This is a genomic window from Nostoc sp. C117 (genome assembly GCF_043099735.1).
Taxonomy (GTDB): Bacteria; Cyanobacteriota; Cyanobacteriia; order Cyanobacteriales; family Nostocaceae; genus Nostoc.
This window is the reverse complement of the sequence record NZ_CP170991.1, coordinates 6,391,690-6,413,511: the sequence shown is the minus strand read 5'-3', so window position 1 is coordinate 6,413,511 and position 21,822 is coordinate 6,391,690. Positions and strand designations below refer to the sequence as shown.

General features: G+C 41.1%; 19 protein-coding genes, 1 tRNA gene and 2 pseudogenes. 10 read left to right on the top strand and 12 right to left on the bottom strand.

Annotated elements, in window-relative coordinates; translation table 11 throughout:
* The first annotated feature begins 33 nt into the window (after positions 1-33).
* The 3 genes from ACFG4S_RS27515 to ACFG4S_RS27505 are packed head-to-tail and all read left to right on the top strand — an operon-like array spanning position 34 to position 2,515.
* Positions 34-954 (top strand): methyltransferase domain-containing protein, encoded by a 921-nt coding sequence (locus tag ACFG4S_RS27515; RefSeq protein ID WP_392532094.1) that lies wholly within the window; start codon positions 34-36, stop codon positions 952-954.
* Positions 947-1,924: a PrsW family intramembrane metalloprotease gene (locus tag ACFG4S_RS27510; RefSeq protein ID WP_392532093.1), complete on the top strand. Its 978-nt coding sequence runs from the start codon at positions 947-949 to the stop codon at positions 1,922-1,924. The genes ACFG4S_RS27515 and ACFG4S_RS27510 overlap by 8 nt, the downstream gene beginning before the upstream one ends.
* A gap of 33 nt (positions 1,925-1,957) precedes the next feature.
* Positions 1,958-2,515, top strand: coding sequence for a Uma2 family endonuclease (locus ACFG4S_RS27505; protein WP_392532092.1), 558 nt, complete (start codon positions 1,958-1,960; stop codon positions 2,513-2,515).
* 62 nt (positions 2,516-2,577) lie between these two features.
* Here ACFG4S_RS27505 and ACFG4S_RS27500 read toward each other — a convergent pair.
* The 8 genes and pseudogenes from ACFG4S_RS27500 to psbD all read right to left on the bottom strand — a co-directional run.
* Positions 2,578-2,976: pseudogene (locus ACFG4S_RS27500) on the bottom strand (6-pyruvoyl tetrahydropterin synthase family protein); the annotation flags it as partial.
* Positions 2,977-3,084: 108 nt separating this feature from the next.
* Positions 3,085-3,846: pseudogene (locus ACFG4S_RS27495) on the bottom strand (6-carboxytetrahydropterin synthase); the annotation flags it as partial.
* Between the two features lie 130 nt (positions 3,847-3,976).
* Positions 3,977-4,678 carry a DnaJ domain-containing protein gene (locus tag ACFG4S_RS27490; RefSeq protein ID WP_392532091.1) on the bottom strand — a complete coding sequence of 234 codons (702 nt, stop codon included), beginning with the start codon at positions 4,676-4,678 and terminating at the stop codon, positions 3,977-3,979.
* A gap of 15 nt (positions 4,679-4,693) precedes the next feature.
* On the bottom strand, positions 4,694-5,656 hold the full coding sequence (gene cysK / locus ACFG4S_RS27485) for a cysteine synthase A (protein ID WP_392532090.1): 963 nt from the start codon (positions 5,654-5,656) through the stop codon (positions 4,694-4,696).
* 188 nt (positions 5,657-5,844) lie between these two features.
* Complete coding sequence (locus ACFG4S_RS27480) at positions 5,845-6,279, bottom strand: RrF2 family transcriptional regulator (RefSeq protein WP_392532089.1); 435 nt, start codon at positions 6,277-6,279, stop codon at positions 5,845-5,847.
* A 298-nt stretch (positions 6,280-6,577) separates the two neighbouring features.
* Entirely contained in the window at positions 6,578-8,284 is a 1,707-nt protein-coding gene (locus ACFG4S_RS27475) for an iron uptake porin (protein WP_392532088.1), read from the bottom strand.
* Positions 8,285-8,861: 577 nt separating this feature from the next.
* On the bottom strand, positions 8,862-9,143 hold the full coding sequence (locus ACFG4S_RS27470; protein ID WP_392536094.1) for a 4a-hydroxytetrahydrobiopterin dehydratase: 282 nt from the start codon (positions 9,141-9,143) through the stop codon (positions 8,862-8,864).
* Between the two features lie 698 nt (positions 9,144-9,841).
* Positions 9,842-10,897 carry a photosystem II D2 protein (photosystem q(a) protein) gene (gene psbD / locus ACFG4S_RS27465; protein ID WP_392532087.1) on the bottom strand — a complete coding sequence of 352 codons (1,056 nt, stop codon included), beginning with the start codon at positions 10,895-10,897 and terminating at the stop codon, positions 9,842-9,844.
* Positions 10,898-11,258: 361 nt separating this feature from the next.
* On the opposite strand from psbD, the gene ACFG4S_RS27460 reads away from it, so the two are divergent.
* From ACFG4S_RS27460 to ACFG4S_RS27440, 5 genes are all read left to right on the top strand, one after another.
* A complete protein-coding gene (locus ACFG4S_RS27460) occupies positions 11,259-11,531 on the top strand; it encodes a hypothetical protein (protein WP_292720068.1) in 273 nt (90 codons plus the stop codon).
* Positions 11,532-11,544: 13 nt separating this feature from the next.
* Positions 11,545-12,225 (top strand): ABC transporter ATP-binding protein, encoded by a 681-nt coding sequence (locus tag ACFG4S_RS27455; RefSeq protein WP_392532086.1) that lies wholly within the window; start codon positions 11,545-11,547, stop codon positions 12,223-12,225.
* A gap of 291 nt (positions 12,226-12,516) precedes the next feature.
* Positions 12,517-13,068 carry an NYN domain-containing protein gene (locus tag ACFG4S_RS27450; protein ID WP_392532085.1) on the top strand — a complete coding sequence of 184 codons (552 nt, stop codon included), beginning with the start codon at positions 12,517-12,519 and terminating at the stop codon, positions 13,066-13,068.
* Positions 13,069-13,214: 146 nt separating this feature from the next.
* Positions 13,215-13,286: transfer RNA gene (locus tag ACFG4S_RS27445), tRNA-Asn, on the top strand.
* A 582-nt stretch (positions 13,287-13,868) separates the two neighbouring features.
* The gene (locus ACFG4S_RS27440) at positions 13,869-14,567 is read left to right on the top strand and encodes a hypothetical protein (protein ID WP_392532084.1); all 699 of its coding nucleotides are present in this window, start codon (positions 13,869-13,871) and stop codon (positions 14,565-14,567) included.
* Positions 14,568-15,024: 457 nt separating this feature from the next.
* On the opposite strand, the gene ACFG4S_RS27435 is transcribed toward ACFG4S_RS27440, so the two are convergent.
* Positions 15,025-15,873 (bottom strand): lysophospholipid acyltransferase family protein, encoded by an 849-nt coding sequence (locus tag ACFG4S_RS27435; RefSeq protein ID WP_392532083.1) that lies wholly within the window; start codon positions 15,871-15,873, stop codon positions 15,025-15,027.
* A gap of 227 nt (positions 15,874-16,100) precedes the next feature.
* On the opposite strand from ACFG4S_RS27435, the gene ACFG4S_RS27430 reads away from it, so the two are divergent.
* Entirely contained in the window at positions 16,101-17,201 is a 1,101-nt protein-coding gene (locus ACFG4S_RS27430) for a D-alanine--D-alanine ligase family protein (RefSeq protein ID WP_392532082.1), read from the top strand.
* Between the two features lie 313 nt (positions 17,202-17,514).
* Positions 17,515-18,054 (top strand): hypothetical protein, encoded by a 540-nt coding sequence (locus ACFG4S_RS27425; RefSeq protein WP_392532081.1) that lies wholly within the window; start codon positions 17,515-17,517, stop codon positions 18,052-18,054.
* A gap of 264 nt (positions 18,055-18,318) precedes the next feature.
* Here ACFG4S_RS27425 and ACFG4S_RS27420 read toward each other — a convergent pair whose 3' ends face one another.
* The 3 genes from ACFG4S_RS27420 to ACFG4S_RS27410 form a co-directional block, all read right to left on the bottom strand.
* Positions 18,319-19,566 carry an ISL3 family transposase gene (locus tag ACFG4S_RS27420; RefSeq protein WP_392530245.1) on the bottom strand — a complete coding sequence of 416 codons (1,248 nt, stop codon included), beginning with the start codon at positions 19,564-19,566 and terminating at the stop codon, positions 18,319-18,321.
* A gap of 699 nt (positions 19,567-20,265) precedes the next feature.
* Positions 20,266-21,201, bottom strand: a complete 936-nt coding sequence (locus tag ACFG4S_RS27415; RefSeq protein ID WP_392536093.1) for an alpha/beta fold hydrolase — start codon at positions 21,199-21,201, stop codon at positions 20,266-20,268.
* Between the two features lie 19 nt (positions 21,202-21,220).
* Positions 21,221-21,727: a DUF4112 domain-containing protein gene (locus tag ACFG4S_RS27410; protein WP_392532080.1), complete on the bottom strand. Its 507-nt coding sequence runs from the start codon at positions 21,725-21,727 to the stop codon at positions 21,221-21,223.
* Positions 21,728-21,822: the final 95 nt, after the last annotated feature.

Here is a 21,822-nt window from a genome sequence, read left to right as displayed (position 1 = left end):
AAGTAGAAAAAGCTGTTAAACGCAAACTGATTTATGACTACTGCTGTAAACACTAATCTTGGCTTAGCTTCCCGCTTGGTGAATGGCATACTAGCAATCAAGCCTTTAGCCGACTTAGCCAAGTATCAAGCTAGACAAATGATGATTAAACGCGCCGAGAGAATTGGTGTGCCTTGGACGCAAGAAGTTGAAACACTAAAAGCACGTGATTGGAAATCCGATCTAGCCCAAGTAGAAAACCCTCAGCTTTCTTACCCAGAATACTATTTGCGACCATTCCATGCCTATGAAGGTGGAGATCTCAGTTGGAAAGCCGCTTGGGAGTTAGAAGTTGCTGCTTGTACTGTCCATGCCGGAATTTGGCAGGATGCTGGAGCTCAAGGAGATGCTAAACTCCGCCAAAGTTTCCATAATGTCCTCAAAACGGAACTCTCCAATCAACCCCAAGACATTCTAGATTTGGCCTGTGGTGTGGGTTTGAGTACCTTTGCCATGCAAGAAATTTATCCCCATGCAAAAATTACAGGCTTGGACTTATCTCCCTACTTTTTAGCTGTTGCCAATTACCGCGCCCAACAACGTCAAGCTAAAATTAACTGGCTTCATGCTCAAGCGGAATCTAGCGGGCTACCTGATGCCTCTTTTGATTTAGTTTCCGTTTTCCTGATGTGCCACGAATTACCCCAATCGGCAACCCGACAGATTTTAACTGAAATGCGGCGGATTCTGCGTCCGGGTGGCTACTTGGCAATCATGGATATGAATCCCAAATCTGAAGTTTACAAGAAAATGCCAGCCTATATCTTGACTTTGCTCAAAAGTACTGAACCGTATTTAGATGAATATTTCGCTTTGGACATTGAGCAAGCGATTGTTGAGGCGGGTTTCCAAACTCCATCTATCACTAACAATACCCACCGTCACCGCACAATTATTGCTCAGGTGAGTGGTTGATTTATTTGATTTATCTCTAGTGTTGTGGGCAGTGATACCACCGTTGCTGCTGCTAGGCTACTACTCTTGTCGGATACCATTTGCCCCACCTCCGTTAAGGTTGCTGATGTTCTTTCTCATCGGGGCATTATCTGGTATTTTAGCCCTTAGTCTAGAATGGATTTTTGAAATTGTAGCCAATTGGTTTGTAGACTGGCAGCAGATCAGAGGTTGGCTTCCTGGTATAGCCTTGCGGCAGATTTTAGAAGTAGGTTCAATTGAAGAAAGTTGCAAGTTGGCTGCGGTTGTTGTGCCAACCTACTATCTGCAACGCAGGTATCAATTACTTCCATCTAGCGTTTTCCTCTTCACTATAGCGATCGCTTTTGGATTCACTGCCGAGGAGAACTGGGTCTACCTTTTCTACGGTACAGCATCAATTATTGACCGTACTATTGGTACGCCAGTCCACGCCATGTTCTCTGCACCTTGGGGATATGCCTTGGGAATCTATATTTCGTCCAACACTCGGTTAAATCGAGATAAGAAGTTTATTGTTAGGGCTTGGCTAAATTCTATAATTTGTCATGCCCTAGTTAATGTTCTATCTAGTGCTTGGCGTTACTCATTACCCCTACGTTTCCTAAGTTATGGTTTATTCCCCTTCCTGCTGTGGATGTTTTGGCGACTGGAACAATTACTGCGAAAAGTCCAAGGCAAACGTAGCATTACCCTAATTTCAGGCAATACACCCCAGCGGCGTTACTGGCAGAGCAGTTTAGTGTTGTTTGCCCTCGTGCTGGGTGGAAACGCTATTTTTGGGCTGTTTCTCTTAGCGAGGGTTCTTAGTCCCTTAAATCCATCGAAGCTTTTTGACAGTGATATATTGTGGTTTATACTGACTCGCTTTTCGCTAAATCTCTTTTTTGGAGTTTTAGCCTGGGGCATTTATAGGTATTTGCGACATTCTGCCCCTCCTCGGTATTTTTAAAATATGATTTAAGAAAATGCTAGGGGGTTTTCTATGCAAACAACTCCAGTGCGTTGGACAACTGCTGACCTAGAGCTATTTGCTGGCGATCGCCGAAATCGCTATGAGATTATTGATGGAGAACTATTTGTGACCAAATCAGCTAGTTGGGATCATCAAACGAGCTGCGTTAACATTGCTACAATTCTTAAGATTTGGTCAGATGAAACTGGTTTGGGTCAGGCGGCGATCGCCCCTGGAATTATTTTCTCCGATTCTGACAATGTTATCCCTGATGTGGTGTGGGCAAGTCATGAACGCTTAAAACACTTGCTAGATGAAGCTGGACATCTCACAGGCGCACCGGAGTTAGTTGTTGAGGTTCTGTCACCCGGCGAAAAAAACGAGAAACGCGACAGGGAAACAAAGCTGAAGCTTTACTCGGTGCAAGGAATTCAAGAATATTGGATTTGCGATTCTATACAGAAAAAAGTTGAAGTTTATCGTCGTCAACAGGCTGCATTAAAACTAGCAGTTACTTTATTTAGTCAAGATGAATTGACAAGTCCTTTACTACCTGGTTTCAACTGTTTAGTAAGTAAATTTTTTTAGTTGGGCATGGGGCATGGAGATAATATAAATGCCCTATATCCTATGCCTAAATTTTCAATTACCTAAACTGGTGCTAATACTGGCTGACTCACCGCCGCACTGACTGAATCAGATTCAGACTCCGTGCAGTAGATTTCGCAGGAGTTATTGGGACTTTCAATCAGTTTTACTTTGTAAAGTTTAGATCCCAATTCCTGAATAGGCGATCGCAGTAAATTACTAATGTAAAGTGCGATATTCTCGGCAGTCGGTACAACTTGGGCAAAGTAAGGAATGTCTTCGTTTAAAAAGCTGTGATCGAAAGGTTGTATCACATAATTGTCTATTATCTGATTTAAACCACCTAAATCGACCATCATACCGGTAGTTGGGTCAATGTCTCCTTTAACAGTGACTTCTAAGTGGTAGTTGTGTCCATGCCCATGAGGACGCGCACATTTACCGTAAATCTCAGTGTTTTTTTCATGACTGAGGTCAGGGTCAGCAAGGCGATGAGCCGCGCTAAAGTAACTACTAACGGTGAAATAGGTTTCCGTTCCGTTTTTGACATAATCTGCCCAAAGTTCATGACTTTCAAACAACTTAACGTTGTGAAGTTCGACTCCCAATTTCTGAATTGGTGAAAACAGTAAATTATTAATGTAAAGTGAAATATTTTCAGTAGTCGGAACAATATCGGCGAAGTAAGGAATATCTTTGTTTAAACAGGAGTGATCCAATGGCTCCACTGCATAATCTTCTACTACTTGCTTGAGGTCATCTACATCTACAATCATGCCAGTGCGTGGGTCAATTTTCCCTTTGACAGTGATTTCTAGATGGTAGTTATGTCCGTGGGTACGGGTGCATTTACCGTATATCTCAGGACTGATGTTAGGAGCTAGGCGGTGGGCGGCGCTAAAGTGAGTACTTATCGTGAGATAGGCTTCCATTCCCTCTCCCGTGTAATCTGCCCAAAGTTGCGAATGTTCCAATAATTGGACGCGGACTAGAGGTAAGTGGGGTGCTAGCCGTTGCCAGATTATCCGTGCAATATTCTCAGTGGTAGGTAGAGTTTCTTGAAAATCTGGCCAAACATCATTGAGATAAGAAAAATCCAGTTGGCTTGTAACTTCCCGCTTGATTACATGTTTCACGTCCGACAAATTCAACACCATGCCATATTCATCCAATTCTCCGCCAAGGGAGATGAATAAGACATAGTTATGCCCTTGTCCGGGAAATTTCGATCTAGGACCAAATTTTTCAATATTCTCAGCTTCACTCAGTTCTGATAACCAATAGCGATGAGTTGCCGAAAACTGAGCGCGGCGATTAATAATACATTCCATGATTACAGTAGAAATAAAACTTCAAATTTCTTAATCTTTCACAATTCCCAGCATAAACTAATTTCTCTGTCATTAGTCCTTTGTGAATAATTAATGACTAATGACCTGTTTAGCCCATGCCCAATCCCCATTAACTTACAGATGCTTGTGCCTCACAGTGTAATCCCGTAGCTATGCGGAATAGTTCTTGACCTGTGTGCAAATAACGCTCATCGTAGTTCAAAGGAAAGTAACCTAACTCATCGAGTCCATCTGCTATTTGTTCCAGGCTGTAATAGAGATGAGCTGCTGTTCTTGCTAAACTAGGGGGATTTGGCAGGGAGCGAAAAGTAATTTGTGCTTGTTTCAAGTCTTCTCGACAGGCTTGTAAATATTCCTGAAATTCATCTAACAACTCATCATCAAAGGGATCGGCAGCTAATTGCTCCATTTGTTCTTCTAACGAGTAGAGAATATTACAAAGCAAGTGATTTACTGGTTGGTATACTTGGCGTAGCCATTCCTCAACTTGCTCATCAACATCGCGTCCTGTTTTTCGTCTTGCCTGGTAATGCTTTTGCGCTGATGCAGTACGCTGTTGGCGATCGCTATCTAATTTTCGAGAGTTATCTTGCAGTTGTTGGTCATAATTGTGGCGATTTTGGTTGTCGCCTAAAACCTCATAAGCTGCATTGATGCGGATAATCTGCTCGTGATTAGCTGTTTCTTGATTACTGTCGGGATGAAACAACTTAACCAAGCGACGATAAGCTTGCTTAATCTCCGCTTGGCTTGCATTTTGACTAACTTTGAGAGTTTCGTAATGGTTAGAAACGTGTTTGGAATTGACCATTAATTCAATTTATCGTTAGCTGATGCTAGCGGCTAACCTTGTCTCTAAATCTTGGAACAACGGTGTACTTAAATACCTCTCACCAAAACTGGGCTGAATCATCACAATTAAACGTCCTTGATTTTCTGGACGTTGAGCAACGCGAATTGCTGCACATAAAGCTGCTCCACTGGAAATCCCAGATAGCAGCCCTTCTTCTTTTGCCAAACGCCGACTATAAGCGATCGCATCTTCATCGGTGACGGTAATTACTTCATCAATCAATTTTATCTTTAGGACTTGCGGAATAAACCCAGCACCAATTCCCTGGATTTTATGTGCCCCTGGCCGTCCCCCAGATAAAACTGGGCTATTGGCTGGTTCAACAGCGATCGCCTTAGCACTGGGTTTGCGTGCTTTAATCACTTCTGCCACACCAGTGATCGTACCACCTGTACCCACTCCTGCGACAATGATATCTACTTGTCCATCAGTATCTTCCCAGATTTCAACGGCAGTAGTTTCTCGATGCACTTTTGCATTGGCTGGATTGCGGAACTGCTGCAACATATAGGTATGTGGTGTGCTATTAACTATCTGCTGTGCCCGCCCAATTGCCCCACTCATGCCTTCCATTCCTGGCGTTAGTTCAAGTTCGGCTCCATAAGCTCGCAACATTGCCCGTCGCTCCCCACTCATGGTCTCTGGCATTGTTAAAATTAACCGATAACCCTTAGCGGCTGCTGCCATTGCTAAGGCAATTCCGGTGTTTCCAGACGTAGGTTCTACTAATACTGTCTTCCCAGGAGTAATCAGCCCCTCCTCCTCTGCGGCATTAATCATACTTACCCCAATTCGGTCTTTAACTGATGCCGATGGGTTCATACTTTCTAATTTCACGACAATTTCCGCAACACATCCTTCACTTTGGGGAATACGGTTTAACTGTACTAAGGGGGTGCGGCCAACTAGTTCTGTAATGTTACGAGCAATTTGCATAATTTAGTCCTTAATTATTAGGGTTATTAATCATTAGTCATTAGTTAATAAGCTATTGCGCCTTGAATTTGCACTAATATTTTTTAATATGATTGTGTTGTGGACAACATGAACGCCCAGATAATGCAAGTTGTATACGTAACAGCTTAGTTAAAAGCAACAAATGAGGAATGACAAATGACTATTGACTAAATGTAGTACATATCCAGCTGCCGCCGGGAATCTCGTTTTTCACAAAGATCCTGGAGCGTATATTTTTGTAACACTGAGTTTGCAGCGCGACTTGCTTCTTGCCAAATTTCTTCTATAACCGAACTGTCTAACTTCTGGGGATTAATCTCTTCTTCACACGCCGTCATCTCCAACCCTTCTAAACATTCTAAAATCTCAAAAAGGATAATTTTTCGAGGTTCTCTCGTTAATAGATAGCCACCTTTTGACCCGCGCTGACTCTTGACTATACCCCCACGTCTCAAGGTTGCTAGTAGCTGTTCCAAATAGCGATCGGGTATGTTTTGTTCTGCTGCAATTTGTCGAATTTGCATAGGTTCACCGCTTTCGTAATGGGCGGCTATCTCTAGTAACGCCAGAATTGCGTATTCAGATTTACACGATAGTTCCACAAGCAATAATAAGTTAAGAATTAGAAGTTAAGAGTTAGGAGTCATTCAATTTTGGATTTTAGATTTTGGATTCAATCCAAACTCTAAGTTGCGCTCTCACCGCAACTTAGATGCGACCCAAAATCTAAAATTAGTAGAGTTAGAAGTTTTTAATTCTTAACTCACTACCCCTAACTTTTCTAGTATACTCCGGTTAATCAGTGGGGTTTATTTTTTTCCTACTACTGAACAACAAAAAGCCCCGCCTAATGGCGGGGAGCAATAAAGTTAAATTATCGACAGATTAATTCTCAACGCTCTAGAAAGTGAAAGTTGTTCTCAACGTACCGATGATTGCATCATCGTTATTGCTGCTTTGACCAGGAGAAGTCAACCAAATTACCCCAGGCGTGATTGAGATGTTATCTGAGACACGATACTTGTAGAAGCCTTCAAAGTGATAGGGTATATCACTACCACTACCAGCAAAAGCTGCTCGGCCACGAGAATAAGGCTCTGCACCAGCAAAAATACCTAAGACGTTACCCTTTTTACCGAAGTCAGGTAACGCTACCCCAAGACCATAGCTCCAAGCTGTATAATCGTCGTTTGCGCCAAAACCAGTAACATCGTGGTAAGAAACGAAGCCACTAATTGACAGTTTTTCGCTGGGTCTAAACGCTGCTTCCACACCGTAGGAGTTGCTGGAACCTGCATTTAGTAGAGTGTTAGCTTGTCCAGTACCTACTGCAACAAGATCTTGGTTTGACGTAGAACCAGAGTTGAATAAAGAACCGCCGCCTGCATTATATCCGTGGACATAGGTTGCGGCTAAAGCCACGCGATCGCCAAGACTAAAGTTCAACTGTCCTAAAGCAGCATAGCTGCCGTTGGTCAGACCTGCACTAATACCAGGATCGTTAGCTTGCGATGCCAAGTAACCCGCAGTGATAGAGCTATTTCCTAGAATACCGCCGCCTTTACCAAGGGGTATGTTAAGCGCTATACCTGCACCGCCACCAATCCGATAGATGGGACTTTCAGAAGCAAAGGTAGACAAAGCACCGTTACCACCGTCAGTTTTGTCGAAAAAGTAAGGGTTGTTGACAGATGCATAATGACTATGCCGTCCGCCACTAGCTGCGAGGTAAACTTGAGCTGGTCCAATGGGAACTTCGTAGGTCAAACGATCTATCTTGACACTGTTGTTACCATCGCCACCACCAACTTGAAATGTTTGTGTGCCTTCGCCACCAACATTATTACCATCTAGTGCGAAGTTTCGTGCATTGCCAGCAGCAAGACGGGTATGTAAAACGTCTCTACCAGTAAAGCTGGTTTGCAAGTCTAAACGTACCCTATCTTGGAAGACAGTGTTGTTGTTGTCACCATTATTACCGCCAAAAACATCACTAGCGGCAAAAATGGCTTCACCAGCCAGTTTTGTAGTAGTAGAAAACTGATTGGCTTCTAATTCAGCAGTGCGTGCTTCTAAGGAATCTACACGACCGCGTAGGGTTGCCAACTCTGCGGAAAATTCTTCTTGCAACCGCTGCAAAGTAGCTAAATCTTGCTTAGTCACCAAGTCAGCTGTTGCTGTGGCGATCAATTCGTTAACCCGATCTAAGCAGGCGTTTAAACCAGCGGCAAATTCATAACGGGTCAAAGCACGGTTACCGCGATAAGTAGCATTTGGGTAACCTGCAATACAACCATAGCGCTCAACCAAGGACTGTAGTGCTTGGAATGCCCAGTCGGTGGGTTGTACATCAGAAAATTGTGAAACTGATGTTACTTGGGACTGAGAGTTATTTTGGTTGCCTTCGTTACTATAACGATTAACCTGATCAATCGTTGTTTGAGCCAATATTTCTGGCTGTTGGACAACTTCGGCTACGCCTGGTTGTTTGGCTGGTGATACTTCAGTGGTTGTGTTTGGAGCCGCAATTGCTGTTGTCGAAACTAACAATGTTGCTCCCAAAACTGCTGGGCTAACCACTAAGGATTTCCACAAGAGATTAGACATCTTTTCTTACTCCTCACACCATGTATAGATAATTGGGTCTGTTGCACCTAATTTTCAAAAATGCGACATCTCAATGAAACCTGTGGATGAGGCATAATTGCCTCTACTACAATTTTAGTTTTTGCAAAGCTAATAAACGATTAACTTACAGTTAAAAATTGATGTGATTAACTTATGCAAAAACACATCTTTATATCAAAATATTATAAAACATCTAATTCAGATCGCAAGATTCGAGCGACGCCTTAGTAACTGTCACACATAAGCCATTTATATATCTAAGTAAGGAGTAGGGTTTGAGGCATTCCCTAATCTCTACTTAGGTAAATTTTTGAAAGCTTTAGATACTTAGTAGATCGTCAGCAGAAATCAAATGTTACATCTAGCTCTGAGAATGAGAAATTACAGAGAATTTGTAATATAAACGAAGTTTACCTAGTGTTGTTAGAACAAACGCAAGACCCCACAAATCCAACTACCATCTTAATTACCCATATAGACAAGTCCCTTAAGCCTCTTGTCAAAGGTAGACAAACTTGCGCTAAAGTCCACTAGTAAAAGATATCAGGAGAAATTCTTACTGAATTTCGGAAATCACCCCAGCCAGATCAAAATCATTCTGCGTCAGCCCACCAGCATCATGTGTTGTCACTGTAATCGTGACTTTGTTGTAAGAGATCTCTATATCTGGATGATGTCCTGATGACTCCGCAGGTTCCACCAACTTATTGACAAACTCAATTGCTTCGATAAAATCCTTTAATTTTCGAGTGGTCTGCAACTTTGATCCTTCAACTGTCCAACCGGAAAGAACCTTGGCCTGTTCTCGAATTTCCGCTTCACTTAGTAGTTGTGCCATATTGCAAAATTCCTCATTATTACGTTTGGTTAGATCTTCAATATCATTAAACCAAACTTCTTTGATTCCCCACATAGAAGGATGTCAGGTTGATACTTTATTAATTTAAGCTTTGAAGAGACTCTAACGCGTTGAGTTTGCGTAACCCAGACATGGCCATCTAAACTTTCAAAAGCAGTTATTAAGCAAACAAAAATCACCCATAAAAAACTATCCGCTCTGATTTAGATCGGGAGATCTAAGTCAGAGCGGTCTAGCGGGTCTTCAGGTTGCAACCAGACTGCCGGAAGGAACTCCGAGCTTGCCTAGCTACTTGAGCTAACTTAGTCTCTCAAGATGACTAAGGCTAACTTTTAGAGAACAGCTCCGACGCACAGCCGGCTAACTGCAACCTGATGACCCATGCTTTTACTACTTTCTATCATGGGCATCACCTCCTTGTTGCCTAAGCGGTCTTAATCTCAAAAGGGCAGAGCGCTTTGCTCTGGGTTTATAACCTTCATCTAACATAACATATAAATTCCGAGATATTAACCATAAATACAAAAAAAATCTCCCGCTTTTTGGTGGGAGATGACTGGAGAATGGTGAATATTAACACCTTCTTGGCTGATGCCAAGGAGATTATTTAATTTTGGTGTTGTCAATTACCACGAACCACAATTGTTATTTAGGTTCTGGTAGGTCGGCTTTTGTTATTAGAGAGCATTACCGCGAGGTAGAACTTCCTCAGGGAATACAAATTGTTCGTGGATTTGATCTTGAGGAGCCATCCAAGCGCGGATACCCTCGTTAAGCAAAATGTTTTTGGTATAGAAAGTTTCAAACTCTGGGTCTTCCGCCGCCCGCAATTCTTGGGAGACGAAATCATAAGCCCGCAGGTTGAGTGCCAAGCCGACAATACCGACTGCTGCCATCCATAAACCTGTAACTGGCACAAACAACATGAAGAAGTGCAACCAGCGCTTGTTTGAGAAGGCAATGCCGAAAATCTGTGACCAGAAACGGTTTGCAGTCACCATTGAATAGGTTTCTTCTGATTGGGTGGGATTGAATGCTCGGAAGGTGTTAGCACCGTCACCGTCTTCAAACAAGGTGTTTTCCACGGTGGCTCCGTGAATCGCACACAGCAGCGCACCACCCAACACTCCTGCTACACCCATCATGTGGAAGGGGTTGAGGGTGAAGTTATGGAACCCTTGCACAAACAGAATAAACCGGAAGATTCCCGCTACACCAAAGCTGGGTGCAAAGAACCAAGATGATTGTCCTAAGGGGTACATCAGGAATACACTGACGAATACCGCGATCGGGGCTGAAAATGCTAAGGCGTTGTAAGGACGAATCCCTACTAGCCGGGCAATTTCAAATTGCCGCAACATGAACCCGATCAAACCGAAGGCTCCGTGGAGGGCGACAAATGGCCACAATCCTCCTAATTGGAACCAACGGGTGAGGTCGCCTTGAGCTTCTGGTCCCCACAACAGCAATAGCGAGTGTCCTAAACTGTCTGCGGGGGTGGATACTGCCACTGTTAAGAAGTTACACCCTTCTAGGTACGAGGAGGCTAATCCGTGGGTGTACCAGGAGGTGACGAAGGTTGTCCCGGTCAGCCAACCGCCTAGTGCTAGGAAGGCGCAGGGAAATAGTAGTATCCCCGACCAACCTACGAATACGAAGCGATCGCGCTTGAGCCAGTCGTCTAGAACGTCAAACCACCCTCTACTGGGCGCGCGTCCAACTGCGATGGTCATTAGAGCAAATCTCCAAATGTTTATAAGTACAGATTCTATCTGTATTATAGATAGCTCTTTAGGAGCTTCTCTATATGCAGAAAGTTTACCGGGTTGTTAACCAAGTTTACAATTTTTTACGAACCTTTAATCATATTAAGTGAAAATCTCTAATTTTTCTAGGGGATTTGTCATAAAAATTAATTTTAGATATAGATAAGGTGGGCAGTGGGGAGTGAGGGGGATGAGGGAGATGAGGGGTAGAGGAGATAAAACTAACTCCTAACTCATAACTCAGGACTCTTTTGCCCAATGTCCATTTCCCTAGAATCATTCAGCTGACGCTAAAATGAGTCCTACAGTTAAATTTGATTATTGCTAAATGTTTACCATCGATTTAAGCATCAGAAACACTGCTTTCCCAATCTCTGTACAACGTAAGTCAGCAGAGGATGCTGAGGCTGTCTATCAGCTAATTTTGGCAGCAATACGTTCTGGTAACCCTGACATTGTGGAACTCAAGTGCGAGGGCAAGACAGAGAAAAAAATCGCTGTCCGTGCTAGTGAAATTTCTGGGGTGCAGATTGTTCAAAAAGATGGTACAACCCCAGGTGGTGCCAGACCACCTGGCTTTTTCGCTGTAGCTGCTGAGTAACCAAGGTTGACAAATGTCTCAAGTGGGCATCGAAGTCAAAAATTTAAACTTCAGCTGGCCTAATGGAGAGAAAGTTATCAAATCTTGCTCTTTAGAAGTTCCCAAGGGTGAGTTTTGGATGCTCTTGGGTACAAATGGCAGTGGTAAATCAACGTTACTGAGGCTGCTGGCGGGGCTATTAGCTCCTGAGTCTGGCGAAATTGGAGTTTTGCATCCTGTTGGCTTTGTCTTCCAAAATCCAGATCATCAACTAGTAATGCCGACTGTTGGCGCTGATGTGGCTTTCGGATTGGTGGAAGAAAAATTGCTACCTGCTGCTGTCATCGCAAGGGTTGAGGAGGCGCTAGGGGCAGTGAATTTGCTTACCCTACAACGGCGTCCTATCTATGCGCTCTCCGGAGGACAGAAACAACGAGTAGCGATCGCTGGTGCGATCGCCCGTCGCTGTGAAGTCTTACTATTAGATGAACCCACTGCCTTATTAGATCCAGATAGCCAGCTGGATTTAGTTGCAGGTGTCCGTCGCCTCGTCAAAAGTCGAGGTATTACAGCTCTGTGGGTGACTCATCGATTAGACGAGTTAAATTACTGTGACGGCGCTTTTTTACTAGAAAAAGGTTCTGTTGTGGATAGGGGTGAACCCGAACGCCTAAAACAACGTCTGATGCAAGTACACACCGAAGCTTCTGATTGAGTGCTGAGTAACTCTTAACTCAGCACTATATAAAACGCACCTTTTTAGAAAAGGTGCGTTTTCATTTATACCAATTTTACAAAAAAGAATGTGACAGATACAAAACTGGAAACGCAGATTAAATCAGGTTTTCTTAATTTTGAATTAGTATTAATGCCTCTGTCCTAAGGTGAGTTTTGTGAAGCTACCGCATTTTTTGTTTTGTGTAACATAGTGTTACAGACAATGCATCAATTATTATAAAACTTATGAATGAATTTTGTTAACTCTAGAAAATTGTGATTAAAAACCATGCCCCGTTCCTTACTCCAAGCCGTTTTGTTAGTGGACGGCTACAATATAATAGGTGCTTGGCCTTGCCTGAAAAAAACCCGTGATAGCGCTGGACTAGAGGCTGCACGCGGCGAACTTGTGGAAGCAATGACTGGTTACAGTGCATTTCAAGGTTATGAAACTCAAATAGTTTTTGATGCCCAATATCAAAATTCTTCTAGTAATAAAGAAGTAATTACAGAGCTTTTATCTGTTTACTACACTGATTTTGGGCAAACAGCAGATACTTATATTGAAAAGTCTTGTGCATCTTTTCGCCAGCAAATAGCTCAATGTTTAATTTCTCGTGTGATTGTTGCCACATCAGATCGAGCGCAGCAATTGATGGTGCAGGGATATGGGGCTGAATGGTTGTCGGCGCAACAACTCTGTGGTGAGGTGGAAACCACTGTTTGTCGGATGCGACAAAAGTATCATACACGGAAACAATCTAAAAGTAGATTTTTAGCCAATGCGATCGATGCCAAAGCGCGGCAGCGGCTGGCTGAACTACGAATGGGATTACAGTAGATATTTGGTATCCAAAAGTCTGGACTTAAGTTCCAGAATGGGTTTTGGCTGGAAAAATTTTATAATTAATCGTCTTTAAAAAAAAATCTTGGCAAAAGTACTTGCCAAATCAATGAATTAGCCTTAACATTATAAATCGTGGGTGATCCTCAGTAGCTCAGTGGTAGAGCGATCGACTGTTAATCGATTGGTCGCTGGTTCGAATCCGGCCTGGGGAGTTAAAAAATTTAGTAGCGGGTGATTATGAGTTAACAACCTAATTACTCATGATTGTTTAATACAGCAATGGTTAAATAATGCTTATTTAAATGTGGTGTAGGAAAATCAGCAAATTTTTTATCCATGCTGTAAGGGACTTCCAGAAGATAAACTATTCCATTAACAATAATGATAATCATTTTGAAGGGGAATCAAGGGGCTGCCGTCGGCAGCTCTTTCATTCCCCTTTTGTAGTAATTTAAATAATGACGCTTGTTTTTGAGTGTGGTAACTGATGGCAGCATTTTCGCGGTGATTGGTACTCCTAATTGTCCGTCTAAACTTCGTAGAAAGTCTCTAGGCTGGAAGACTGGACAACCACGACAACGGAGAACTTGCTATCCCACAGTCAAAAAAACTACAACTAAACCTAGCAAATAAAAACCAGAATCTGCTTAGTATTGTAGATTTTCATGCCTGAAGTCTGTTTCTTTTCAACTCAGCGTTGCTGGGTCGTTTTTTGTTGCTTAGTCCCAACTCCAGAATGAAGCCTTTGTTGAAAAAATGGATAAAGTCCTGCTTAAGACATCAAGGAAAATACTATGTTAGATTTGTTGAAAATAGTTCAAACTACACCAATACCTCTTATATTGATTCTTGCGGGAATATTTTTTATACTTTTGAGATTTGCCAATAAAATTGGAGGATTCATAGAGATTGATCCCAGTCAAAGGCAATGGACACTTCCTATTGGTTTATTCCTTTTAACTATAGGTCTGTTACTCAATTTTGCTTCTACAAGGCCATCAACCCCATCTACTATTACTCCAATAACATCAACCCCATCTACTATTACTCCAATAACATCAACCCCATCTACTATTACTCCAATAACATCAACCCGGCCTATTTCACTTCCAGAAAATAGCAACATTCTTATCTATAACGCCTCGAACGACGATCGCGCTCATGAAGACTTGAAAAAACACCTCTTACGCTTATTTCCTTCCCTTACTGTTGATGCTTATTTACAATGGAACGGTAAATGGATAATGTCGAAGACAAGGATTTATTTCCTGAAGAGTGAGTATGAAAAGATCGCAAAAGATTTGATAGATTGGCTACCCGGCGACCAAGATATTATTGATTACTACGACCAACTTGATAATCCAAGATATTTTAAGGACAAACCTTCCGGAAGTTTAACTCAGATGATAAAAATTGATAAAGAGCGCGATCTTTTATTTTTCATTGGTGAAGACTACGAAGTTGTTAATACTGCCTTTTCCAAACTGAGGTAGGAGTGTAAAGCGGGACAAAATGAAGGGTCAATAAATGGTTTAAGGTGAATGCAAAAAAAGCCACGACCGAGGAACTTTGTACAGTGACAAGTAAAATGAAGTTGAGATAAATTCATGTCATCTAGTTAAGACTTACCTATTTTAGACTTGCAACAATTTGTGTTTAGGGACTTCCAGAAATTAAATTATTCAATTTTGGGAGAGAAGACGATCGTTAGATCCTTCCTCCTCTGCAACGCCAACTTCCCCTGCTTCTCCTGCTCACCGAAACGATGGGATAATTTTTTTAGTTGGAAGTCCCTTATTTGTGAGGCTCCCAATTGTTGAAAATTGGGAGCCTCACAAATAAATATCCTGTGTCTCCCCTAAGCCTGTGTCTTTGTGTCAAGGCAGGAAACAAGATATGTTGACGGGATTTTAGTTTTGAATTGATACTCCAAAAAAATTTTGAAGTTCCTTATGACTCTGTACTAAGTTTAACCAATTGGTCTAACTCTTGCTGCATCTGGTTAACAACTAATTTATAACATTCATTGACATAATGGCGATCGCTAGCTGCTTGCCGACCATACCGTTCAAATACAATGGCAGGGCAAATCCGCGTGTAGATTCTCACAGGTAAGGGAATATTTGGCAAGGGACCAATTGCTAATCCCCAAGGTAATCCGAGATAAATCGGAAAAACTTCTGGGTCAATCCCAAACAGCCAAGGTATCCCCCAGTCGTGGAGTTGCTGCACAATTTTGTAGCAGTCAGCAAGCACAATCAGCGTATCGTGGGCACCCCAAGAAATCACAGGCACAATTGGCACATTTTCCCGCAAGGCTAATTTGATAAATCCTTGCCGTCCCACCAAATAAATTTTGTCACGCAAATGATGGGGTCGAAAGACATCTTCAGCGCCGCCTGGGTAAACTAGTACACTGGCTCCAGAACGCAAGGCAGTGTAAGCCATTTTCGGATGGGCGATAATTGCTCCAGCCTTAGCCACGATTTCCGCTAATGGTGGGCTAACCTGCCAAGCTTTGGGATGCATCAAACCATAAACTGGTCTCTCTACACCAAAGCGTCGGAACCAGTCGTACATCATCATCGTCATATCGGGAGCCGCGAGTCCCCCATTGTGCGAACCGACAAATAAGACTTTTTCCTGGGGTGGAATATGCTCCCAGCCACTAGTTTGAACTCGGAAATAGTAGTGATACAAAAAGTCAAACAAGGGCATTAGAGATTCGATGAACTTTGGATCTCGCTCATCCAAAGACCAACCAGGTTTTTTGTTTAAGAGATGTTGCTTTTTTGACATCGATGCATTCTAACAGGATTGCTAAAGGTGAAACAATCCTTATGTGTGGTTGCAAAACAGTCCGTCTTTTTAAGTTTCTCAGAAAGTGACAGTTGCTTATTAAAAGCAGCAGGTTAACCGCGATCAAAAAATCTCCAAGAGTTGGAAGACACAATAGTATGGAAAAATATGGCAATTTTTGTAGGTTGTGATACGCTATCTGCTTGAGGAGTGTGGAGGTACTGAAAATGACTAAGCTGCGGGTGGGGTTGTTGTTTGGCGGTCGTTCGGGAGAGCATGAAGTTTCCATCAAGTCAGCAGGGGCAATCGCTAAAGCCCTAAGTGCAGAGCAAAATGCTAGTAAGTACGAAATATTGCCTTTTTACATCCAAAAAGATGGACGTTGGCTAGCAGGGGAAGCACCCCAAAAGGTTTTAGGAACCGGTATCCCCCTACTGGAATCCCAAGAATCGACTTCTGAAGGACATTTGACATCCAATCTTCCAACCCAAACCCTTAGTAAATGGCAATCTCCCTCTCAAGTTGCGGAAGTAGATGTTTGGTTTCCCATTCTCCACGGCCCCAACGGTGAAGACGGGACAATTCAAGGCTTACTCACCTTGATGCAAGTACCTTTTGTCGGTTCTGGGGTGTTAGGTTCGGCGATGGGGATGGATAAAATCGCCATGAAAATTGCCTTTGAACAAGCGGGACTACCACAGGTGAAATACAAGGCGATAACGAGAGCGCAAGTTTGGTCTAATCCTTGTGTGTTTCCGAAATTGTGTGATGAAATTGAGGCAACGTTAGGTTATCCTGCTTTTGTGAAACCTGCTAATTTGGGTTCATCAGTGGGTATTGCGAAAGTGCGATCGCGCCAAGAATTAGAAGTTGCTTTAGATAATGCTGCCAGTTATGACCGAAGGCTAATTGTAGAAGCTGGTGTTGTCGCCAGGGAAGTTGAGTGTGCCGTTTTAGGTAACGACCAACCTCAGGCCTCTGTCATTGGAGAGATTACATATGATAGTGATTTTTATGATTATGAAACTAAATATACTGAAGGTCGAGCAGATTTACTGATACCAGCACGGATTCCAGATGCGATCGCCCGTAAAATTCAGGACATGGCTTTGCAAGCTTTTGCAGCTGTTGATGCCGCAGGGTTAGCTAGGGTAGATTTTTTCTATGTAGAAGCCACAGAAGAAGTTTTGATTAACGAAATCAACACCTTACCAGGATTCACTGCAACTAGTATGTATCCTCAACTTTGGGAGTATAGTGGAGTTCCTTTTCCCGAATTAGTCGATCGATTAATTCAACTTGCTATTGAAAGACATTCTCCAAATTGAGAGAGAAAATAAGCGAATTTATTTCCTGATTATTAGGGTAAAAAGTAGCTATAAATACAGAATTTCGGCAAAATTTAATCAGATTTAGTAGCCTCTGTTTTACAAAAAAGTTACTTAAATCGGAAATTTTGTTACGGATACCTGATGCTTGACTCCTCCAGTACAATTTATGGACTAGAGGGGTACAAATCTGAAAGTAATCATGGAAAAAAGTCAGAGTGTACAGCACGAGCCAACCCAACTAATAGGGGCCACTCCCGAGCTGACAAACAGAAAATCGAGATTAAGAAAAAGCTCAAATGGTCTGATATATTTGGTTGCACATCATCCTTTGCTATTGTTAACTGGGTTTTTAGCCATGTTTCTGGGAGGTGGTGCTTTCGCCTTGTATAGCTTAGGTAACCCTGGGCAGGTAGCACAAGAAGAACCAGAACAAACCCCGGTTATCGTTGAAGAACCAATCAATCCGCCCTCTGAGAATAGTAATCCTACACCTTTATGGATGGTAGCTGCGATCGCCCTCAGTTGTGGTAGTGGTTGCTGGATTGTGTTCCGAATGCTCAACCGTCCAAAGCAACCGAAAAAAGTACCAAAACAGATCAACCGCCATCAGGTACGCTTGGCAGAAGCCCGCTACACAAAATTGGAACCACTCCTTCCCAAAAACCAACCAATTTTTGTGCCACAGCGACAACTGACGCCTTTAATGCAAATACCATCTAAAACAAAACATTTGGTAACAGTTCTACCAGCAGAACACAAGCACCATCTAGATAAGGGCACAGAATCTTTAGCAGATTTGATGGATCTTCGTAAAGATAGTTCATTATCTGCTGTTTTACGCCATTATTAAGAGTACTGTAAGGTAAAAAACTGTTAAATTAATACTTTTTTAATTAGGGTGATTAAGATTCCTGATTTCTTGAAGAAGTCAGGAATCTTATTATTTAGGTTTGCCATATGGCACTTTTCTAAAGGCAATAGATGAATTTGTTGTAAAGGCTATCATTTGTCTTTACAAAGGATTAATGACTAATAACGATTTTCACGTCCAATCCTACAATATGTAAGCGCGTTAAGTTATTAAATTTGGTTCTTCAGTACATAATATGCTTAACTAATAGTTTAAATGCCAATTTAACAAGCATCTAACTCGGAAATTATCAAAGTTTCTAAATCCATAGCCGGAACGTTTAATTAGCTTAAGTTTGTTATTAATGCCTTCCACAACACCACTAGTTGTCCCATTATCAAAGTAAGCAATAATCTCATCAAACCAACGGATAATAGTATTGTTACTCTTGGGAAAATATTTTTTAGCTTTTGCTAACCACATCCCGAGTTTAAAAACTCCCGGATACCAGTTATCTGTCTTATTGAAAATCTTTCTAATTTTTTCTTTTAATTCATGCATTTCTTTGAGAATAGGAGATAAATTTTTCACTTGATAAAGTTTGTTTATCTGCTCTTCATTTAAGTCTGACTCATTTTTCAATAAAACGTATTTACTATTTTTTAGTCCCGACAATACTTTTTCGTACTTAGATTTTTTTGATAATGATTGCGCTTTTTTAACTAATTCTTCTAGATTCCGCTTCTCTTGTTTTCTTTGTGTATCTAGTTCTTTATTGATTTGTGTCATCACATGAAATCTATCTGCTACTACTTGAGCATTGGGCATTAATTCTGTTACTACATTTTTGTAACCTACCCACAAATCTATACTCACTTCCTCAATTCGTGCTAAAACCTCAGTTCCCCACTCTATAAGGGTTTTCTTTACTACCTCTTGTGTGCGCCCACTTAACAAAGTTATTAATTTAGATGTATCTAAATCTATTAATACTGCACAGTAATTACCCTTGCCTTTAACTAGAGCTATTTCATCAATTCCAAGCCTTTTTATAAAATCAGGTTTGTTATCAGATAATTTTTCTGAGGCATCTTTTAACATTCTTTCTATTTCTTCTGTTGTCACTATCCCTTTATTTGCTACACTATGAATATCATTTTCTACAACATCTTGTATTATCTTGTCTGCTAGCCGTTTTGTATAAGTTCTTTTCTTACTTACAAAATCTAGCTTTTCACTAAACGGTTTTTCACATTTTTCACATTTGAATTGTCTCCTATTTATTTCTAAAAATACTGGCTTTTCTCCAAAAGGTAAGTCTTTAACAACGTATCGATGATTTTGATGTAATCTATGGCTTTTTGTACCACAGCGAGGACAATTACTGTATGATTTTGTTGATTCAGTTTGTAAAATCATTCCTATCCCCTCATGAATCCGATGAGATATAACTTTCACATCTTTTAAATCAAGAAGCGCTGTTAGGATTTTAATATTTTGTTTCCTATTCATGACTGTAAATACACAAAAAAATATTTCTCTTGTAATTACAGCTAACAACAAATATGCTTTATAAGTCAATTAGGTCAAAGTTTTTTCTCAATAGCTGATACGATTATTTTTATTTATTAAGCTTTTTGGCTAACAATTTAGCATAACAAGTGCTGAAGAACCTTAAATTTGATAAATTAGGAAACTTAAAAATCTGCCAAAATGGCAACCAGATTATGATTAACAAAGCTAAATTATAAAAGATAAACGACTTCAAGGGTGTTGTTATCAGGGACTACCAAGCAAGTAAATTCTTTTGAATATAGCACTAGTTACTATTTGATTTTCACAGAAAAAACTAGGTAAGTCGGTAGGAATAAACTAAATTATGTGACTAAACATTAACCGTTGAAAACCCTTAATAATGACAAAAGACAAATGACAGCCTTAGCGAGTTAGCTTTAATTGCACCGACTTAGTTATCTCAAAGAAAGAATTATTCCGATAAAAGTTTTCTTCGCAGATAAATATCAATAATCAAGTTTGACATTTGCTGCAACAGGAATATTAAATGTATATGGGCGTTGTTGTTGAAGTACGTATTAGCCCCCTAAATCATAGGCAACATCTGTATGCATTCCTGTTCGCTTCAGCAGTAAATGATAGAGTGGGAGTCTGAAAGCTAAGTGATATGCTTCCTCCCACTCTTTTTTTATTTAGTTAGCAAAAATCAGTGTCTCGTAAAAATTCCAAAATTGCTGCATTCAGCACTTCAAAAGCACCGGTTGAAGCATCGTGATAGCAATTAGACAACATTTTGAATTTGGAGTTAGATATACGCTGATGCAATTTTTCACCGTGACTTGCAGGAAACCAACTATCTTGTTCGCCCCACAAAACTAGTGTAGGACACTTAATATTACTCAGATTATTTTGAATTTTGGTGAGCATATTTGGCTTATTTGCTTGCCAATTTTCAATTTCCCCTGCTGCTATTTGTAACTCTTCGGCGACTTTGGCGATCGCACCAGGTGATTCAATAAATGGGTAGGTTATCCAATAAACATCTTCCTGGGTCAAAATTGACGGATCAAATAGCACTCTACGTCTTTCTATTGCCATAATTTCTTTAAATATAGGTGCAAACAGATATACCAGACGCAACGAGTCTATTGTTTGCATTATTTCTAAAGGCGTTTTGGCAAGTAACCACATTGCCCAATGGGGTAAATGTTCGGTAAAAACCGGTACGTTTACTACTATCAACCGCCCAATTAATTGGGGATTTTCTTGAGCAAGGGCAAGAGCAACTAATCCCCCCAAAGATTCTGCGACAATCACCGCAGGTTCATCACATAATGCCTGAATAACTCTTTTAAATTCAATAACTTGATGACCATTATTTTCTCTACGAGATAATGGTTTTTCTGAAAAACCAAATCCTTTGGCATCAAAACAAATTACTCGGTAATGTTTAGATAATGGTGCTATGCTATGCCGCCAGTTATAGCTCCAACTACCCATACCATGTAATAAAATCAGCGGTTTACCTCTACCTTTTTCGCCATAAGCAATTCGTACAGGATACCCATGAACATCACTAATCACCAAACTTTGCCGACCTTTGGGAAAAGTGGCTTGCCACCAATCTTTCATTCCGTTATCAATCAATAATTTAACCGCCAGTTAAGGCGTTCCACAGAATTCTAATTAGTATCACAGGTAATGCTACTAAGACAATGGATATTAGCAATAAACCAACAAAAACGGCAATGATAAACCACTTGTCTGCACTCTTTTGCTGGCTGGGAAATTTTAAGTGTTCTTCCAATAGCTTGATATTATAATTATTAGCTGTCCAGGCAACATCAAAAAAGTCTCCCAAAATTGGGACAGCGCCTACCAAGCCATCAATTATGACATTCAAAACCATTCTACCTAAAGTCGCCCTAGATACACCGAGCCGCGCTGCTTCTAAGATGATGTAGCTAGAAAACATGATTCCCAAAAAATCACCACCAATTGGTATAAGTCCTATAATTGGATCTAGACCAATACCAACTTTGGTTCCGGGAATAGTGATCAGATTATCCAGCAACCGACTCATTTGACGTAGGCGCTTTAAGGTAGGTGCTTTGGTATCAGGTTCAATCATCGAAGACCGAAAAGATGAATCAGGCATGAAAGCGATCGCTTATTTGTATTGAATCGTTAGACATTTTACTCCCCTATAGACCCTTTGCCAAAGTTTTTTTTCAGGGATTTACTAATTAATAT

What these genes read in the sequence shown, in the direction of transcription:
- cysK (WP_392532090.1), bottom strand. Translation starts at nt 5,656, where the DNA reads ATGCAAATTGCTCGTAACATTACAGAACTAGTTGGCCGCACCCCCTTA.
- ACFG4S_RS27455 (WP_392532086.1), top strand. Translation starts at nt 11,545, where the DNA reads ATGTCTCAAGTGGGCATCGAAGTCAAAAATTTAAACTTCAGCTGGCCT.
- ACFG4S_RS27475 (WP_392532088.1), bottom strand. Translation starts at nt 8,284, where the DNA reads ATGTCTAATCTCTTGTGGAAATCCTTAGTGGTTAGCCCAGCAGTTTTG.
- ACFG4S_RS27505 (WP_392532092.1), top strand. Translation starts at nt 1,958, where the DNA reads ATGCAAACAACTCCAGTGCGTTGGACAACTGCTGACCTAGAGCTATTT.
- ACFG4S_RS27490 (WP_392532091.1), bottom strand. Translation starts at nt 4,678, where the DNA reads ATGGTCAATTCCAAACACGTTTCTAACCATTACGAAACTCTCAAAGTT.
- ACFG4S_RS27440 (WP_392532084.1), top strand. Translation starts at nt 13,869, where the DNA reads ATGTTAGATTTGTTGAAAATAGTTCAAACTACACCAATACCTCTTATA.
- ACFG4S_RS27430 (WP_392532082.1), top strand. Translation starts at nt 16,101, where the DNA reads ATGACTAAGCTGCGGGTGGGGTTGTTGTTTGGCGGTCGTTCGGGAGAG.
- ACFG4S_RS27450 (WP_392532085.1), top strand. Translation starts at nt 12,517, where the DNA reads ATGCCCCGTTCCTTACTCCAAGCCGTTTTGTTAGTGGACGGCTACAAT.
- ACFG4S_RS27470 (WP_392536094.1), bottom strand. Translation starts at nt 9,143, where the DNA reads ATGGCACAACTACTAAGTGAAGCGGAAATTCGAGAACAGGCCAAGGTT.
- ACFG4S_RS27435 (WP_392532083.1), bottom strand. Translation starts at nt 15,873, where the DNA reads ATGTCAAAAAAGCAACATCTCTTAAACAAAAAACCTGGTTGGTCTTTG.
- ACFG4S_RS27420 (WP_392530245.1), bottom strand. Translation starts at nt 19,566, where the DNA reads ATGAATAGGAAACAAAATATTAAAATCCTAACAGCGCTTCTTGATTTA.
- ACFG4S_RS27460 (WP_292720068.1), top strand. Translation starts at nt 11,259, where the DNA reads ATGTTTACCATCGATTTAAGCATCAGAAACACTGCTTTCCCAATCTCT.
- ACFG4S_RS27415 (WP_392536093.1), bottom strand. Translation starts at nt 21,201, where the DNA reads ATGAAAGATTGGTGGCAAGCCACTTTTCCCAAAGGTCGGCAAAGTTTG.
- ACFG4S_RS27515 (WP_392532094.1), top strand. Translation starts at nt 34, where the DNA reads ATGACTACTGCTGTAAACACTAATCTTGGCTTAGCTTCCCGCTTGGTG.
- ACFG4S_RS27410 (WP_392532080.1), bottom strand. Translation starts at nt 21,727, where the DNA reads ATGCCTGATTCATCTTTTCGGTCTTCGATGATTGAACCTGATACCAAA.
- psbD (WP_392532087.1), bottom strand. Translation starts at nt 10,897, where the DNA reads ATGACCATCGCAGTTGGACGCGCGCCCAGTAGAGGGTGGTTTGACGTT.